The organism is Streptomyces yatensis (genome assembly GCF_018069625.1).
GTDB lineage: Bacteria > Actinomycetota > Actinomycetes > Streptomycetales > Streptomycetaceae > Streptomyces > Streptomyces yatensis.
The window spans coordinates 5,667,113-5,682,355 of the sequence record NZ_CP072941.1 but is presented as its reverse complement, the minus strand read 5'-3'; the positions used below and the strand labels follow the sequence as shown (position 1 = coordinate 5,682,355).

13 protein-coding genes are annotated in these 15,243 nt (G+C 72.7%); 2 read left to right on the top strand and 11 right to left on the bottom strand.

All coding sequences use genetic code 11. From position 1 onward, the window contains the following. Positions 1–18 precede the first annotated feature (18 nt). From J8403_RS23915 to J8403_RS23905, 3 genes are all read right to left on the bottom strand, one after another. The gene (locus tag J8403_RS23915; protein WP_211124947.1) at positions 19–993 is read right to left on the bottom strand and encodes a CU044_5270 family protein; all 975 of its coding nucleotides are present in this window, start codon (positions 991–993) and stop codon (positions 19–21) included. Then, on the bottom strand, positions 986–1,603 hold the full coding sequence (locus J8403_RS23910) for an RNA polymerase sigma factor (RefSeq protein WP_211124946.1): 618 nt from the start codon (positions 1,601–1,603) through the stop codon (positions 986–988). The genes J8403_RS23915 and J8403_RS23910 overlap by 8 nt, the downstream gene beginning before the upstream one ends. Before the next feature lie 519 nt (positions 1,604–2,122). Beyond that, entirely contained in the window at positions 2,123–2,884 is a 762-nt protein-coding gene (locus tag J8403_RS23905) for a phosphoglyceromutase (protein ID WP_211124945.1), read from the bottom strand. Positions 2,885–3,033: 149 nt separating this feature from the next. Between J8403_RS23905 and J8403_RS23900 the strand changes: the two genes are divergently transcribed. Continuing rightward, on the top strand, positions 3,034–4,467 hold the full coding sequence (locus J8403_RS23900; protein WP_246585955.1) for an MDR family MFS transporter: 1,434 nt from the start codon (positions 3,034–3,036) through the stop codon (positions 4,465–4,467). Positions 4,468–4,663: 196 nt separating this feature from the next. Here the strand turns inward: J8403_RS23900 and J8403_RS23895 are convergent, their stop codons facing one another. The 6 genes from J8403_RS23895 to mshA all read right to left on the bottom strand — a co-directional run bounded on the left by J8403_RS23895 (position 4,664) and on the right by mshA (position 11,671). Then, positions 4,664–6,718, bottom strand: coding sequence for a M48 family metallopeptidase (locus J8403_RS23895; RefSeq protein WP_211124943.1), 2,055 nt, complete (start codon positions 6,716–6,718; stop codon positions 4,664–4,666). Next, complete coding sequence (locus J8403_RS23890; protein ID WP_246585954.1) at positions 6,715–7,533, bottom strand: RNA polymerase sigma factor; 819 nt, start codon at positions 7,531–7,533, stop codon at positions 6,715–6,717. Before J8403_RS23890 ends, J8403_RS23895 begins: the two co-directional genes overlap by 4 nt. Continuing rightward, positions 7,526–7,765, bottom strand: a complete 240-nt coding sequence (locus J8403_RS23885) for a hypothetical protein (RefSeq protein WP_211124942.1) — start codon at positions 7,763–7,765, stop codon at positions 7,526–7,528. The genes J8403_RS23890 and J8403_RS23885 overlap by 8 nt, the downstream gene beginning before the upstream one ends. Before the next feature lie 115 nt (positions 7,766–7,880). Further along, entirely contained in the window at positions 7,881–9,620 is a 1,740-nt protein-coding gene (locus J8403_RS23880; protein WP_211124941.1) for a glycoside hydrolase family 55 protein, read from the bottom strand. Between the two features lie 175 nt (positions 9,621–9,795). After that, entirely contained in the window at positions 9,796–10,317 is a 522-nt protein-coding gene (locus J8403_RS23875) for a type III secretion system chaperone family protein (RefSeq protein ID WP_211124940.1), read from the bottom strand. Then, positions 10,310–11,671 (bottom strand): D-inositol-3-phosphate glycosyltransferase, encoded by a 1,362-nt coding sequence (mshA, locus tag J8403_RS23870; protein ID WP_211124939.1) that lies wholly within the window; start codon positions 11,669–11,671, stop codon positions 10,310–10,312. The genes J8403_RS23875 and mshA overlap by 8 nt, the downstream gene beginning before the upstream one ends. A gap of 142 nt (positions 11,672–11,813) precedes the next feature. Between mshA and J8403_RS23865 the strand changes: the two genes are divergently transcribed. Continuing rightward, positions 11,814–12,632, top strand: coding sequence for a class I SAM-dependent methyltransferase (locus tag J8403_RS23865; protein ID WP_211124938.1), 819 nt, complete (start codon positions 11,814–11,816; stop codon positions 12,630–12,632). A 32-nt stretch (positions 12,633–12,664) separates the two neighbouring features. Here J8403_RS23865 and J8403_RS23860 read toward each other — a convergent pair whose 3' ends face one another. Further along, the gene (locus J8403_RS23860; protein WP_211124937.1) at positions 12,665–14,173 is read right to left on the bottom strand and encodes an APC family permease; all 1,509 of its coding nucleotides are present in this window, start codon (positions 14,171–14,173) and stop codon (positions 12,665–12,667) included. Between the two features lie 144 nt (positions 14,174–14,317). Then, a complete protein-coding gene (locus J8403_RS23855) occupies positions 14,318–15,163 on the bottom strand; it encodes a helix-turn-helix transcriptional regulator (protein ID WP_211124936.1) in 846 nt (281 codons plus the stop codon). Positions 15,164–15,243: the final 80 nt, after the last annotated feature.

Sequence of the window (15,243 nt, the reverse complement as noted above, 5' to 3'; positions counted from 1 at the left end):
GCTGGAGCGCTAAGGGGGCTAGGGGCGCTGCTTCAAGCGGTCGACGATCGCCCAGTCCGCCACGTGCGACAGCTGGATGTACGTCTTCTTCCCGGAACGCGAGGTCCGCTCGTCGCGGAAGCCCAGGAATTCATAGGACTCCGGGTCGAAGATGAGGAACTTGCCCTTCTCGGACGCGCGCTTGGGGTAGGAGATCCCCACCCCGGTGCGCCCGGCGGAGTCCTTCATTCCCGGGGTCGCCTTGACCCCGGGCACCAGGGCCAGCGCCTCGTACGCGGCGGGACGCAGCCCCTCGGGCAGCACCGGCCACTTCAGGAGCTCGCCGAGCATGAAGTAGGCGTCGTACCAGTCCCACGCGGTGAAGTCGTCGATCGTCTTGTCGGACGTGCCGACACCGATGATGCGCGGGATGAGCTTCTCCGGATCGGTGGGCAGCTTCTTCAGCCGGCTCCACTCCCGAGGCGGCCACACGCCCTCGTTCTTCCCCATGGGCTTTTCCCAGATCACCCGGCCGAGCTCCATGGTCAAAGATCGCTTGGAGCCGTCCACCGAGTCCCAGTTCACGTCCACGTAGGTCTTGACCGCGCCGGTCTTCCGCTCCGTCTCCTTGATGATCCGCTTCCAGTAGATGAACTGGTCGTCGCGCGGCGCCACGGGCTTCTCGTGCTCACTCGCCCGCGCTGCCGCCCCGTTCAGCACCGTCACGGCGGCGGCGTTGCGCATCTGCGGGGCGTTCGTGCCCGCGCGGTCGGTGCGGCCGCGCTCGTCGGCGCCGTCCGCGGCGATCAGTACCGCCGTGCTCGTAACCGCCATGGTGACCACCGCGGCTGTCGCGAGGCGCAGCGCGTGGCGGCGGCTGGGTGCGGCGTCGGGGTGCCGCTCCGTGCGCGTCATGGTGTTGAGCAGTCGATGGCGGGCCCGCGCTCGGGCCGGTTCGGTGAGCGGGGCCGCGTCCGCGTTCCAGTCCCGCAGGAGTTCGAGTTCGTCAGTCATGGCCGGATACCTCTCGCAGTGTCGTCGGATCGGATCCGCCCAACGCTTCGCGTAGCTTGCTGCGAGCCCGGTGCAACCGTGATCTGACCGTGCCGATGGGGACACCGAGGGCCTGGGCCACCTCCTCGTAGCCGAGACCGCCCCACGCCACCAGCAGCAGCACGTCCCGGTAGCGCGCGGGCAGTGCGGCCAGCGCCGCCGCCAGCTCGCGACGTACGGCCTGTGCCCCTACCCGGGCCGCGGCCCGGTCGGCCAGCGGCTCCTCGTGGTCGGCGGGAGCCGGGGTGCGGGCCAGGGCCTTGAACCGACGGGCCTCGGCCCGCCGGTGCCGGCCGACCAGGTTGGTCGCTATGCCGAACAGCCAGGGCCGGGCGTCGTTGCCCGTGATCCGCGCGGGGTCGTACCGGTGCCGCTGCTGGAAAGCAGTGGTGAAGGTCTCCGCCATGAGGTCGTCGGCCGACTCGCCGCCGATCCTCCGGGCCAGATAACGGTGTACCGCATCCGCGTGCCGGTCGAAGAGCACGGCGAATGCCTCGGGCACATCCCGGGACCGCGCAATTACCGAGGCATCGCTCTCCGCCCCCGTGCGGACGCCTGGCTCGACGGTCATCGGGGCTCCTCTCGTCCTGAGAAACGCTTCGAAGGCTTGGGCTTTCCTCTCTCCTTCGCCCGTCGCCCCCGGCGAGTTCCCTCGGAGCCCTGGCCGCTGGTCCCTAGTAGCGCTTGGTCAGGTTGGTATCGGACGCCTCGCGTAACGCCCAGCCAGGAGCGCACTCGTACGGCCGTCGCTGCCGCCTTCGGCGGAGGCCGCAAGGCCGACCGAGTGCCGCCGCGAACGCCTCGGCGCCGTACCCGCGTCCCCACGTCTCCGGCAGGAACAGGTAGCCGAGTTCGGCCTCCCCGACACCGGACGGACGTGTCCGTGGAGGGCTCATGGATCACGAGCCGCTCGGTTCTGAACGGGGCAGGTGGCCAGGCAACGGGTCCCGCGTCATGGCGGGGGGGGCGCACGCCCGTGAGGTCGACCCGAAAGAGAAGGCCCAGGGGCGCTGAGGCCACAGTGGGCCCAAGCCATGAAAATGCCCCCGAACCGCGCCATAAGCGCAGGTCGGGGGCATGATCACAAAGGCTACTTCTTCTTGCCCTGGTTCTTGACCGCCTCGATGGCGGCCTTCGCGGCCTCCGGGTCGAGGTAGGTGCCGCCCGGGTTGACGGGACGGAAGTCGGTGTCCAGGTCGTAGGAGAGCGGGATGCCGGTGGGGATGTTCAGGCCCGCGATGTCGGCGTCGGAGATGCCGTCGAGGTGCTTGACCAGGGCGCGCAGGGAGTTGCCGTGGGCGGCGACCAGGACGGTGCGGCCGGTGAGGAGGTCCGGGACGATGCTGTCGTACCAGTACGGCAGCATGCGGTGGACGACGTCCTTGAGGCACTCGGTGCGCGGGCGCAGCTCCGGCGGGATGGTCGCGTAGCGCGGGTCGTCGCTCTGGGACCACTCGGCGCCGTCCTCGAGCGGGGGCGGCGGGGTGTCGTACGAGCGGCGCCACAGCATGAACTGCTCCTCGCCGAACTCGGCGAGGGTCTGGGCCTTGTCCTTGCCCTGCAGCGCGCCGTAGTGGCGCTCGTTGAGGCGCCAGGAGCGGCGGACCGGGATCCAGAGGCGGTCGGCCGCCTCGAGGGCGAGCTGGGCGGTGCGGATGGCCCGCTTCTGGACGGACGTGTGGACCACGTCGGGGAGCAGGCCGGCGTCCTTCAGCAGCTCACCGCCGCGGACGGCCTCCTTCTCGCCCTTCTCGTTCAGATTGACGTCCACCCAGCCGGTGAACAGGTTCTTCGCGTTCCACTCGCTCTCGCCATGGCGGAGGAGGATCAGCTTGTACGGTGCGTCGGCCATGCTGCCGAGCCTACTGGACCGGCCTGAGGCGGTCGGTTGACGGACCCCATCAATTCACTGGCGGCGCGGGGGCGGCATCGGTAACTTGCGGCTGCTACTGGTGCCACTTACCGATGCGGCTTGTGTCGCGCACAGGGGGGAGTCGTCCGGTGTCCGTCACTCGACTGAGACAGGCCGCGAAGGAGAGCGTCTCGGGGCTGCCCCGGGAGTTCTGGTGGCTGTGGACCTCCACGCTGGTCAATCGGCTGGGCGGGTTCGTGGCCACCTTCCTTGCCATGTACCTGACCGTGGACCGGGGCTATTCGCCGATGTTCGCCGGGCTGGTCGGGGCGCTGCACGGGCTGGGCGGGGCGGTGTCGGCGGTGGTCGCCGGGGTGCTGACCGACCGGCTGGGGCGGCGGCCCACGCTGCTGGTCTCGCAGGTGTCCACGGCGGTCACGGTCGCCGTACTGGGCTTCGTCCAGGATCCGGTCGCCATCGCCGTCGTGACCTGTCTGGTGGGGATGACCAGCAACGCGTCACGGCCCGCGGTGCAGGCGATGATCGCCGACATCGTCCGCCCCGAGGACCGGGTGCGGGCCTTCGCGCTCAACTACTGGGCCATCAACCTCGGCTTCGCCGTCTCCGCGGCGGCGGCCGGGCTGATCGCCAGCCACGGCTATCTCACGCTCTTCCTGGGCGACGCCGGGATGACGCTGCTGTGCGCGGTCATCGTCTTCGCCAAGGTGCCCGAGTCCCGGCCGGAGCGGGACGTCGCCCTCACCGGGAGTGTGGCCGAGGCGGAGCCGGAGGTCGGGCTGGGTTCGGTGCTGCGGGACCGGCGGTTCATGGCCGTGGTCGGGCTGTCGTATCTGGTCGCGACCCTCATCCAGCAGGCGTTCGTGGCGCTGCCCGTGGCGATGGGTGCGGAGGGGCTGTCCAGCACGGATTACGGCATCGCGATCGCGACCAACGGCGCGCTGATCGTGGCCGTACAGATCCCGGTGACGCGGTTCCTCGAACATCGTGATCCGGCGCCGCTGCTCATGGCCTCCGCGCTGCTGACCGGAGGGGGCTTCGGGCTGACCGCCTTCGCCGGGTCGGTCGGGATGTACACGGTGGCCGTGACCGTCTGGACGCTCGGCGAGATCATCAACTCCCCCACCCAGATGGGGCTCGTGGCCCGGCTCTCCCCGACCCATGCGCGCGGCCGCTACCAGGGGATGTACAGCCTGTCCTGGTCCCTCGCCTCGCTCACCGCGCCGCTGGTGGGTGGCGCGGTCATGGACCGCTTCGGGGCGGACGCCCTGTGGGCGAGCAGCGCCGTGGTGGGGGTCGTGGCGGCCGGGGGGTACGCGGCGCTGGGGCGTGCGATGCGGAGTCGGCCTGCGGCCGACGGATCCGGGGGCGAGGGTTCTGCGAGCGGTGTGGGTGTGGGTGTGGGTGTGGGTGATGGCGCGGGTGCCGAGGTGGGCGCGGGCACTGAGGGTGAGATCGGTGCCGGAGACGGGGCGGGTGCGGTCGACGTGGCTGCCGGTGGCGGGGCGGTCGGGGCCTCCGATGGCGGGCCGCGCGCCGTCGGCGCGGGGCCGGTGGCGGGATAGGGACTGCCTGACGTGCCGGGGCGCGCGGTCGGGGCGGGGGCTGCCCCACCGGTGGCGGCACAAGCGGTCGGCGCCGCCTCCGGGGGCGGCGTCCGGGCCGGGGCGGGCGAGGGTGGCGGTGGGCTAGGGGGCGCACGGCCCGGTGCGCTTACGGTCCCGTGCGCTTACGGCCCGGTGCGCTCGCGGCCCAATGCGCTTACGGCGCGGACCTGGGGATGATGGGCTCGATGTGGACGGGCGGGGGCAGCGGGGGCTGGTACGTCGGCCGCGTCGCGAAGGTCGGGTACGGAACGGGAACCGTACCGGTGCCGCCGCCCGGCTGGTAGCGGTCGTTCCACCGGGTCACCGGGATCCGGGGGTAGCTCGGCTCGTCCTTGTGCGCCCACAGCGCGAACGTCCACCCCGTCATCCCCACCAGCACGATGAGCGCCAGCGCCCCTACGGCGACGATGCGCCGGCGCGCGGGGGCGGTCACCTCGGGCGCGATGCTGATCCGCCGCGCCTTCTCCCCCGGCAGCGGCCCGGCCGCCGTACTCCTGGCAGGGCAGGGCAGGGGTGCGCGTTCGTCCACGCCCAGGGCGGCCAGGTGCAGCCCGAGCCGCTGGGTCTGGCCGGGCAGCCGTACGGCGGTGTCGGCCCAGGTACGGATGGTCTCGGGGGCGATGCCGTCGGGCGGTACGAGGATGCTGGGGCCGGTCCAGTTCATGGCCCAGTACGCGGTCCCCCGCGCGACCAGTTGTGCTCCGATCAGCACGGCCAGGGCGTCGGCCAGGGCGCTGAGCGGATCGTCGCCTTCGGTCTGCTCGGGGTGGGGCGTCCGCTTGCCGTGCGACAGACGGGAGTTGAGAGCGCGGGCCAGCGGCATACGGCGGCCGCTGTCCAGCAGCCGCAGCACGCGTTGGATGGTGAGCGCCGCGTCCGGCTGGGCGGCCGGTCCCGCTTCCGGTTCCCCGGCCCACCTCGGGTCCGGCCCCGTGACCGGCCCCGCCTTCTGGCGTCCCGCCCCCTCCGCCTCCTCGACCCCGCGCACCACCTCGGCCAGCGGGGTCAGGATGCGCGTCGCGCGGTACGCGGCCAGCTCGGTGAGCCAGTCCCGCCACGGCACCCGCTTCCCCGCGTCCGGGCCGGAGAGCATCACGCGGCCCAGCGCGACCGCGTACCGCGGCGGCAGGGCGAGGGGGTCCGGAGCGAGGCGGTCCGGAGCGAGCGGATCCGGGGAGAGGGCGTCCGGGAAAAGGGGTTCGGCGCCGGGCTCCGGGGCGGGCAGGCGCGCCAGCCGTTCCAGGCGGGTGGCCAGCGCCGGATGCGCGTCGCCGGGGTCGGCGGGCCGCTCCACGGCGAGGGCACGTAACACGGCCAGCGGCTCCCGTACCTCGGGGGCCTCGACCATATGGGCGAAGGCGCGGAACGGATCGTCGGGGATCCGGCCCGTCGCCCGGCGCATCGGGGCGAGGAAGTCCGCCAGGAACTCCTGCCACGCCGTCTCCAGCGCCGCCGTCGAGCGCAGCGCGTCGGCCATGGCGCCCGGACCGGCCACCCGGGCGGCCTCGCGGTCGGCCTCCAGCTCCTGCCGCCGCCGGACCGGGCGGGTGAGCCAGCGGAAGACGCGGGTGTAGAGGCCGAGCAGCAGCAGGGGCCAGCCCGCGTACAGCCGCACCAGGTGGTTGGCGGCCGACGCCTCCTGGATCGCCTGCCGGGCGGCGTCCAGCCCCGCCGCGCCCCGGTGGGCGACCGCGCCGAAGCGGCTGTGGCGGCGGGAGAAGTGGCCCAGCTCATGGGCGAGGACGGCGCGCAGTTCGGCGGGTGACAGACAGGCCAGCAGGGGCATGCCGAGGTAGAGGACGCGTCGGCCGGGGGCGAGCCCGAGCAGCGGTGCGTCCTCGGTGACGGAGGCGTTGACCTCGGCGGTCAGCCGGATACTGGCGGGCGGCCGGGTGCCGACGGCGCGGGCCAGCTCCTCGACCGTGCGCCATAACTCCGGCGCCCCGCGCCGGGTCACCGCCACCGCGTCCTCGCGCGATACGGCGGGGCGGGCGGTGCGGATGACCGCCCACACCATGCCGAAGACGATCGGGGCGAACGCCGCGCAGGCGGTGACGACGCTCATGGGCGGCGCCTGGACGCCCGGCTCCGCCGCGGTCCACAGGGCAGCCGCGAGGAAGGCGCCCCAGAGCAGCACCATGGCCGCGACGAGCGCGTAGAAGACGGTGACCAGGGCGAGGGCGAGGAGAGCGCGGGCGGCGGCGATCATCCGAGCTCCCGAATGCCGTCGGGACCGCCGTGCCGGGCGTCGCCCTGGGAGCCCTTCCGCGCGTCGGACCGGAAGCCGTTCCGCGCGTCGCCCAGGAAGCCGTTCCGCGCGTCGGACCGGAAGCCGTTCCGCGCGTCGCCCAGGAAACCGTCCCGCGCGTCGCCCCGGAAACCGTCTCGCGCGTCGCCCCGGAAACCGTCCGACAGCCACTCCGCCGCCCCGTACAGCGCCGCCGTCAGCGGGTCCTCCGGCGTGCGGGTCAGCAGGCGCTCGGTCGGGCGGCCGGGCTCCGGGGAGATGTCCAGCATCAGGCTCAGCCGGGCGCGGGCCTTGTTGAGGTTGCTGCCGACGCTGCCGACCGAGATCCCCAGCTCGTCGGAGATCGCCCGATAGCTCATCCCCTCGAGCGAATGCATGACGACCACCTGACGCTGGCGCGGCGGCAGCGTGCCGAGGGCGCGCAGCGCGGCCAGTGCCTCGGCGGTCTCCTCCACGGTGGCGGTCGTGGCGGCCGGGACGGTCGTCCCGGCCATCTCGACCGGCTTCCAGCGGAACCACCAGCGCCGCCCGTCCTTCGAGAGCTTGCGCCGCATGGTGGTGGTCACCCATGCCTCGGGCGAGGCGTACGCCCTGACCTTGGGCCAGCGGCGCATCGCCTCGATATACGCCTCCTGCACGGCGTCCTCGGCGTTCTGCCGGTTGCCGCTGAGCATCACCGCGCGGGCGGCCAGCCAGGGGTAGGTGCGGGCGTAGAAGGCGTCGAACTCCTCCTCGAACTCGCCGCCACGCGCGGTCTCCTCCACGGTGTCACTCACCCCGATCGCCCCCGTCCCGCTCCTCCGCCCGCCGCCTTATGGTCAGCGCCGCGCCGTCGGGGCGGCGGTCGGTGAGCACCGTGCCCGGTGCCGTTCTGCCCACCAACTCGGCCAGCGTGCGCGCCCGGAGCCGTTCGCCCGAGCGCGCCGCCAGCCAGCGGATGACGTCCCCCATCAGCCGTAGCACCCCCACCGTCACGACCGTTGCCACCGTGAGCCACGGATTGTCCATGAGCACCGTTGTGTCTCCTCTTCATGGTTCCCGGCCGCCGGGGCCGGTTCACCATGTAGAGGCGTCATGGACCGTATTTCTTCACCGCGTTTCTCACCGTGTTTTCGGGGAGATGTCAGCCGATCGCGCGCTGCGCCTCGTACAGATTGCGGGGGTGGACGGCCTCGGGGTGGCCATAGGACTCGCTACGGGAGTGCAGCGGACCGGTGAAGTCCGGGACGTCGATCTGGCCGAACGGCCGGACCTCGCTGATCCCGACCGTCGCGCTGTACGGCGCGACGTCGTCGATCTTGACGCAGCCGGCCCGCTCATTGCTGACCGTGACGTTCCAGTGGGTGAACCGCGCACCGTAGAGCGGGCCCGCGCTCGCGTCGCCGCCGTGCGCCCCCGTGTTGTCCACGGTGATCTCCGTACGGACGTTGGCGAAGGGCATTCCGCGGTGGGTGTCGAAGGTGCCCATCTCCATCCGGCCGCGCGACCAGACGTTGTAGCTGGACAGCCCCTCCACGTTGATGCCGTGCAGGGACGTCCCCGCCGGGGCCGGGACGGTGCGCTGGGCCAGCACGAAGTCCTCCACGAGGTTGTCGTGCGAGCCCTCGCGGCAGCAGTAGGGATGATGGCTGCCGCGCCCCGTCACCCGGGTGCGGCGCAGGGTGCACGCCTTGGCGGCGACGAGCAGGAAGCCGTTGTCGACGTTGTTGACGGTCACGTCGTCCACCCAGCAGTCCCATGCGCACTGCAGCGCGACGCCGTTGTACCCCTTGTCCAGCAGATGCTGCGACTGCGGGGTCTCGACGACATCGAGGGTGATGCCCTCGACCCCGGAGCCGGTGACCGGGCGTACGAGCGTGGTGAACCGGGGCTTCCAGGCGGGCCGGGCGTCCAGCGGCAGCGGACGGTCGAGGGTCACCCGGCGGCGCCACCGGTCGACGGAGACGACGCGGCACGGCCATTCGTAGGGGACGTACGAGGTGAGCTTGGTCTTGTCGGCCCAGACGTAGTCGGCGGCGCCCTCGACGTCACCGGCCATATGGCGCAGGAGGGAGTGGGTGTCGTCGTCGGCGAGCTGGAACAGCACGCGGTCGCCGCGGCGCAGGGCGGACGGGTCCTCGACGCTCACGGTCCAGTCGCCGCGGCGGGCGGGGGCGGCGAGGTCGGTGAGGGTGTGCCACTCGTCGCGCTCGTTGCCCGTCCAGCCCTCGAACGGCCACGCCTGGGCCCGGATCGCGTCGGTCAGGGAGCGCCGGCGGGCGTCCGGGCAGATCCAGATGAGGCCGCCGGCCCAGGACCAGGACGACTTGTTCCCGCCGTAGCGGCTGCCGTACGGGCCGATCAGCTCGGTGAGGCTGCGGGTCGCGTGGAGGGTGGTGCGGCCGCTGCCCGCGCCGCGCAGCACGACGTTGTCGTAGCCGAGGCGGATGACGTCGTCCACGCGGTACGTCCCGGGCGGCACCAGGACCGTGCCGCCGCCGCGCCGCCCGGCCGCGGCGATGGCGCGGTTGATCGCGGGGGCGGCGTCGGCCGAGCCGTCGGGCCGGGCGCCGTAGTCGCGGACGTCGGCGACGACGGGCAGGCGGGGGAAGTGGGTACGTCCACCGAGGAATCCGGCGCGGCCGACGTAGGGAATCTGCGGATGGGTGTACGGCCGGGCGCGGAACTCACGCCAGAGGGGGGACGTCTGCGCCCCGCCGGAGGAGCCCGCCGCGCCCGAGGTGCCCGGTCCGGCGGCGGTACGCGATGCGGCCGCCGCGTCCGTGGCGGTCAGGAACGGGGCGCCCGTCCCCAGGAACGTGGCGCCCGCCGCCGCGCCCATCGCCCCGCCGAGCAGCCGCCTTCTGTTGATCTCCGTGCCCATGAACCAGCCCCGCCTTCCATGGATGTGAACGCAGTTCAGGTGAGAGACGGCGTGAGAATGCCATGGGGCAGGGGTGTGCGGAAGGGGTCGCGTCAGGATGGACCTACGTCAGCCATGGCGAGGAGGCGCGTCAGGGCCGTACATCAGGCGTGCGCGGAACGCGCCCCGCCGACGGTTACTTCGCCGCGTCCCGGGTCAGATTGCTGAACGCCTCAAGGTTGCGCGTGGATTCGCCGCGCGCCGTGCGCCAGGCGTACTCCTTGCGGATGGCGGTCGCGAACCCCATCTCCAGCAGGGTGTTGAAGCTGCCGTCCGCGTTCTCCAGCACCGTGCCGAGCAGCCGGTCCACTTCCTCCGGGATGACCGCGGCGAGCGGCAGCTTGCCCACCAGATAGATGTCGCCGAGCTGGTCGATCGCGTAACTCACCCCGTAGAGCCGGGTGTTGCGCTCCAGCAGCCAGCGGTGGACGGCCTCGTGGTTCTCGTCGGGATGGCGGACGACGAAGGCGTTGACCGAGAGGGAGTGCCGGCCGACCCGCAGCGAGCAGGTGGTCGACAGCTTGCGGGTGCCCGGGAGCGTGACGACGTAGGTGCCGTCCTCCGGGCTCTCCCACTCCAGTTCGGCGTCGTTCAGCGTCCGCTCGATGACGGCCCGGGGGTCGGTCTTGGGCGCGGTGTCAGCCTTGGGGTCAGCCATGGGCCGATCGTAGGCGACGCCGCTCACGCATCGCCTCCGCGTAGACCTCCGCCGTCGCCGCGGCGGCCGTGTCCCACCCGAAGGCCTCCGCGTGCCGGGCCGCCGCCGCGCCCATGCGCTCCACCCTCCCCGGCTCACTCGCGAAGGGGCGCAGGGCGCGGGCGTAGTCGGCCGGGTCGTGGCCCTGGATCAGCGTGCCGCTGACCCCGTCCCGTACGGCCACCGGCAGCCCGCCCACCGAGGCCGCCACGACCGGGGTGCCGCATGCTTGGGCCTCGATGGCCACCAGCCCGAACGACTCGCTGTAGGACGGCATGACCAGCACGGACGCCGCCCGGTACCAGTCCGCGAGCTCGTCCTGCGCACAGGGCGGCCGGAACCGGACCACATCGCAGATCCCCAGCCGCGCCGCCAGCTTGTGCAGCCCCTCGGGCTTGGCCAGGCCGCTGCCGCTGGGGCCGCCCACCACGGGCACGACCATGCGCTCGCGCAGCGAGGGGTCCTCCTCCAGGAGGTGGGCGACCGCGTGCAGCAGGATGTCGGGGGCCTTGAGCGGCTGTATCCGCCCGGCGAAGAGGGGTATGAGCGCGTCGGCCGGGAGCCCCAGCCGGGCCCGGGCGGCGGCCCGGCCGTCGGCGGGGCGGAAGCGGTCGAGGTTCACCCCGGGGTGGACGACCGCGACCAGCTCGCGCGCCGCCTCGTAGTGGTGCACCAGCTCATCGGCCTCCCCGCCGGTGTTGGCGATCAGCCGGTCGGCGGCGCGGACGATCTGCTGCTCGCCGATCACGCGGGCCGCGGGCTCGGGGGTGTCGCCCGCCGCCAGCGCGGCGTTCTTGACCTTGGCCATGGTGTGCATGGCGTGCACCAGCGGCACTCCCCAGCGCTCCGCGGCCAGCCAGCCGACGTGGCCGGAGAGCCAGTAGTGGGAGTGGACGAGATCGTAGTGGCCCGGCCGGTGCCCGGCCCACGCCCGCATGACCCCGTGGGTGAAGGCGCACAGCTGCGCCGGCAGCTCCTCCTTGGCCAGCCCCTCGTAGGGCCCGGCGTCCACATGCCGGACGAGTACCCCGGGGGCCAGCTCGACGGAGGGGGGCAGCGCGGCGGTGGTGGCCCGGGTGAAGATCTCCACCTCGATGTCGATCGCGGCCAGCCGCTTGGCCAGCTCGACGATGTAGACGTTCATCCCCCCGGCGTCGCCGGTGCCGGGCTGATGCAGCGGCGAGGTGTGCACACTGAGCATCGCGATCCGCCGCGGCCGCCGTGGAATGCGGCGAAGCCGCTGGTGGGGCGGTGTGCCGAACGGTATGTGGGACCGGCCTCGCAGACCGCCGAGCCGGGACGCGTGCTGGCTCACCGAGCGTTACCTCCTTGACGGGGCGGGCTCCCTCCTCGGGCGTTAACACCGGAACTGCTGGTTCCCATTTCCGCTTTGCCAAAGCGTGACGTTCCGATACCCGTCGGCCACACCCCGTCCGCCCCCGCATAGGCTCTGCGCCATGCCCGCCCGCGTTCCCCCGCCGTCCCGTCCTATCGGTTCGGCGACCCGCGGGACGACCAATCCCAATCGGCTGCGCCGGATGGACCGGTGGATCGCGGCGGCGCACGGGGCCGCGCTCCGGCGGGCCGGGGAGGCGCCGGTGGCGGTGGATCTGGGGTACGGGGCGGCCCCGTGGACCGCCGTCGAGCTGCTGGACCGGCTACGGACCGTACGGGCCGGGGCGCGCGTCGTGGGGGTCGAGATCGACCCCGGGCGGGTGGCCGCCGCGCGGCCGTACGAGCGCGAGGGGCTCACCTTCGCCCACGGCGGCTTCGAGGTGCCGCTGCCCGGCGGGGCCCGCCCGGCGCTCATCCGCGCGGCCAATGTGCTGCGGCAGTACGAGGAGGGCGAGGTCGCCGCCGTGTGGCGGCGGCTGTGCGCCCGGCTGGCGCCCGGCGGGCTGCTGGTGGAGGGCACCTGCGACGAGATCGGGCGGCGGCACGTGTGGGTCGCGCTCGACGCGGCGGGCCCGCGCACCGTGACCTTCGCGGCCCGCCTCGGCTCCCTGGAACGCCCCTCCGACCTGGCCGAACGGCTCCCCAAGGCGCTGATCCACCGCAATGTGCCGGGCGAGCCGGTGCACACCTTCCTGCGCGACTTCGACCGCGCCTGGGCGGCCGCCGCCCCGTACGCGCCGCTCAGCGCGCGTCAGCGCTGGATACGCAGCGCCCAGACGCTGCGCGCACAGGGCTGGCCACTCGCGGACGGCCCACGGCGCTGGCGCCAGGGCGAGGTCACGGTGCGGTGGGAGGCCCTGGCGCCCCGGCCCCGGGGCTGACGGCTCCGGCCGGGGCCTGCGCCCGTGCGGCTCTAGGCGTCCCCCGTGGTGCCCCGGGCCTTCGCCACGCCCGGCGTGCCCGGGGTGCCCGACGTGCCCGGGGTGTCCCCTTCCGCGTCGGGGTCGGCGCCCGCCGCGTACTCCTCGCTGATCTCCTTCGGCCCGAATGGCCACACCTTCTCCACCCGCGCCCACAGCACGAACGCCACGCACCCCGCCGCGACCCAGGCCAGCGACCATTCGATGGGGTGCCGTCCGGGGGAGTTCTTGTCCGCGTAGCCGTAGATCACCACCCAGCCCACCAGCGCCACCACGCTCGGCAGCGGATAGAGCCACATCCGGTACGGCCGCCGCAGCCCCGGCTGGCGGCGGCGCAGCACCGTGACGGCGACGATCTGCGCCAGGGCCTGCACGATCACCATGACCGTGGTCAGCAGCTGGATCAGCGTGGCCAGATCGGTGTGGCGGCCGATCAGGAAGCCGATCGCGGTGACGACACCCATCGTGGCCAGGCCCAGCATGGGGAAGCGATGGCGCGGGTGGAGCGTGCCGTACGGACGGAAGAAGACCCGTTCGCGGGCGGCGTCGTACGGCACCCGGGAGCCGCCCAGCAGCCCGGCGAAGACGGACGCGAAGGCCGTGATCAGGATGAGCACGGTGACGACGTCGGCCGCGCCCTTCCCCCAGGTCTCCTCCAGCACCGCCGAGGCGACGGACTGGGAGGCCACCGAGCCGGGCTCGGTCATCTCGTGCCAGTCGACGACGCCGAGCGTGCCGATCTGCAGCAGCAGATAGATCCCCATGATCCCGGCGATCGAGGTGACGATGGCCCGCGGCAGGGTGCGGCCGGGGTCCTTGATCTCCGCGCCCATGTACGCGGCGGTGTTGTAGCCGAGGTAGTCGTAGATCCCGATGGTCAGGCCCGCGGCGAACCCGGTCCAGAAGTGACCGCTGGTCAGCTCGAAGGCGTGGGCCGGATAGGTGAACGCCTGCCCCGCGTCGAAGTGGCTGAAGGCGGCGACGATGACCAGGACCACGGAGGCGATCATCACGCACCACATGACGGCCGTGATCCGGGCGATGTGCTCGACCCCCCGCCACAGCAGGCCGACGACCAGGACGATGACGCCGAGTCCGACCAGATCGCCCTGGGTCTGCGTCATATCGGGCCACAGATAGCCCAGATACTGCACCAGACCGACCACACCCGTGGACATGATCAGCGGGATGAACAGCATCGCCGTCCATACGAACAGGAACGGCATCAGCTTGCCGCTGCGGTACTGGAACGCCTGGCGCAGATACACATAGCTGCCGCCGGCCCCCGGCAGCGAGGCCCCCAGCTCGGCCCAGATCAGTCCGTCGGCGAGCGCGAGTACCGCGCCCGCGACGAAGCCGATGACGGCCTGCGGTCCGCCGAAGGCGGCGACCATGAGGGGGATGGTGACGAACGGGCCGATGCCGCACATCTGGCTCATGTTGATGGCTGTCGCCTGGAACAGGCCGATACGGCGGACGAATCCGCCCTCGGTGCCGGACATCCGGACCTCCATTGCCCTAGCGCGCCACCGTGAGAGGAGTTGAAAGTAAGGAAACTTTCCAGTCGCGTCAAGGAGGTTGGACGAAACAGGGTCGGGGCGCAGCGCGGGGCGCGGGGCGGCGGCTCGGGGCGGCGGCCCGGGCCGTCAGGCCACCGCCGCCGCGCCCGCCAGCACCTTCAGCGCCTCCGCCGTCGCCGACCCCTCGTCGGCCGTGTAGGTGCACAGCATCTGCCCCGGATCCGCGGGCAGCACGAACGCCTCGAACCGCAGCACCAGCTCCCCCATCTCCGGATGGCGGAACCGCTTGACGCCCCGCGTCCGCTCCTGCACCTCCTGTGCCTCCCACCGCCGCCGGAACTCCTCGCTCCGCTCCAACAGCTCATGGATCACCCGGCACACCCGTGAGCTGCCGGGGTGGCGCCCGACCTCCGCGCGCAGCCCGGCCACCGTGTCGTCGGCGACCTCGGCCCAGTTCGGATGGATCTCCTTGAGCCGGGGGTCGAGGAAGACCAGCAGCGGGCCGTTGCGCCGCTCCTCGGGGATCGCGGGGTAGTCGATGCAGAGCTGGGTGCCGAGCCGGTTCCAGGCCAGGACGTCCATCGCCGGGCCGTAGACATACGCCGGGACATTGCCGTCCATCGCGTTCAGCAGCTGCTGGATCTCCGGCCGCACCCGCGGCCGCGGGTCGGGGTCGGTCGCTCCGCGCCGCCGCGGCAGGGTGATGTTGCGCAGATAGGTGTGCTCGGACGGGGTCAGCCGCAGCGCCCGCGCCAGTCCGTCGACCACCGAGTCCGAGATGGCCGGGGCCCGGCCCTGCTCGATACGGGTGTAGTAGTCGACGCTGATCCCGGCCAGCTGGGCGACCTCCTCACGGCGCAGCCCCCGCACCCGGCGCCGCACGACCCCCTCCGGCAGCCCGAGCTCGGCCGGGTCGAGCGCGGCGCGGCGCGCCTTGAGGAATGACTTGATCTCCGGTTCGCCATGGCCCATCCGTCCATTATCCGCGCGCCGCCCGATTCTGGGCCGGACAGGTGGTTCTGCCAGACCCAGGTTGAGCCGGGCCTGGTGAG

What these genes read in the sequence shown, in the direction of transcription:
- J8403_RS23915 (WP_211124947.1), bottom strand. Translation starts at nt 993, where the DNA reads ATGACTGACGAACTCGAACTCCTGCGGGACTGGAACGCGGACGCGGCC.
- J8403_RS23895 (WP_211124943.1), bottom strand. Translation starts at nt 6,718, where the DNA reads ATGATCGCCGCCGCCCGCGCTCTCCTCGCCCTCGCCCTGGTCACCGTC.
- J8403_RS23880 (WP_211124941.1), bottom strand. Translation starts at nt 9,620, where the DNA reads ATGGGCACGGAGATCAACAGAAGGCGGCTGCTCGGCGGGGCGATGGGC.
- J8403_RS23885 (WP_211124942.1), bottom strand. Translation starts at nt 7,765, where the DNA reads ATGGACAATCCGTGGCTCACGGTGGCAACGGTCGTGACGGTGGGGGTG.
- J8403_RS23905 (WP_211124945.1), bottom strand. Translation starts at nt 2,884, where the DNA reads ATGGCCGACGCACCGTACAAGCTGATCCTCCTCCGCCATGGCGAGAGC.
- J8403_RS23860 (WP_211124937.1), bottom strand. Translation starts at nt 14,173, where the DNA reads ATGTCCGGCACCGAGGGCGGATTCGTCCGCCGTATCGGCCTGTTCCAG.
- J8403_RS23865 (WP_211124938.1), top strand. Translation starts at nt 11,814, where the DNA reads ATGCCCGCCCGCGTTCCCCCGCCGTCCCGTCCTATCGGTTCGGCGACC.
- J8403_RS23910 (WP_211124946.1), bottom strand. Translation starts at nt 1,603, where the DNA reads ATGACCGTCGAGCCAGGCGTCCGCACGGGGGCGGAGAGCGATGCCTCG.
- J8403_RS23875 (WP_211124940.1), bottom strand. Translation starts at nt 10,317, where the DNA reads ATGGCTGACCCCAAGGCTGACACCGCGCCCAAGACCGACCCCCGGGCC.
- J8403_RS23855 (WP_211124936.1), bottom strand. Translation starts at nt 15,163, where the DNA reads ATGGGCCATGGCGAACCGGAGATCAAGTCATTCCTCAAGGCGCGCCGC.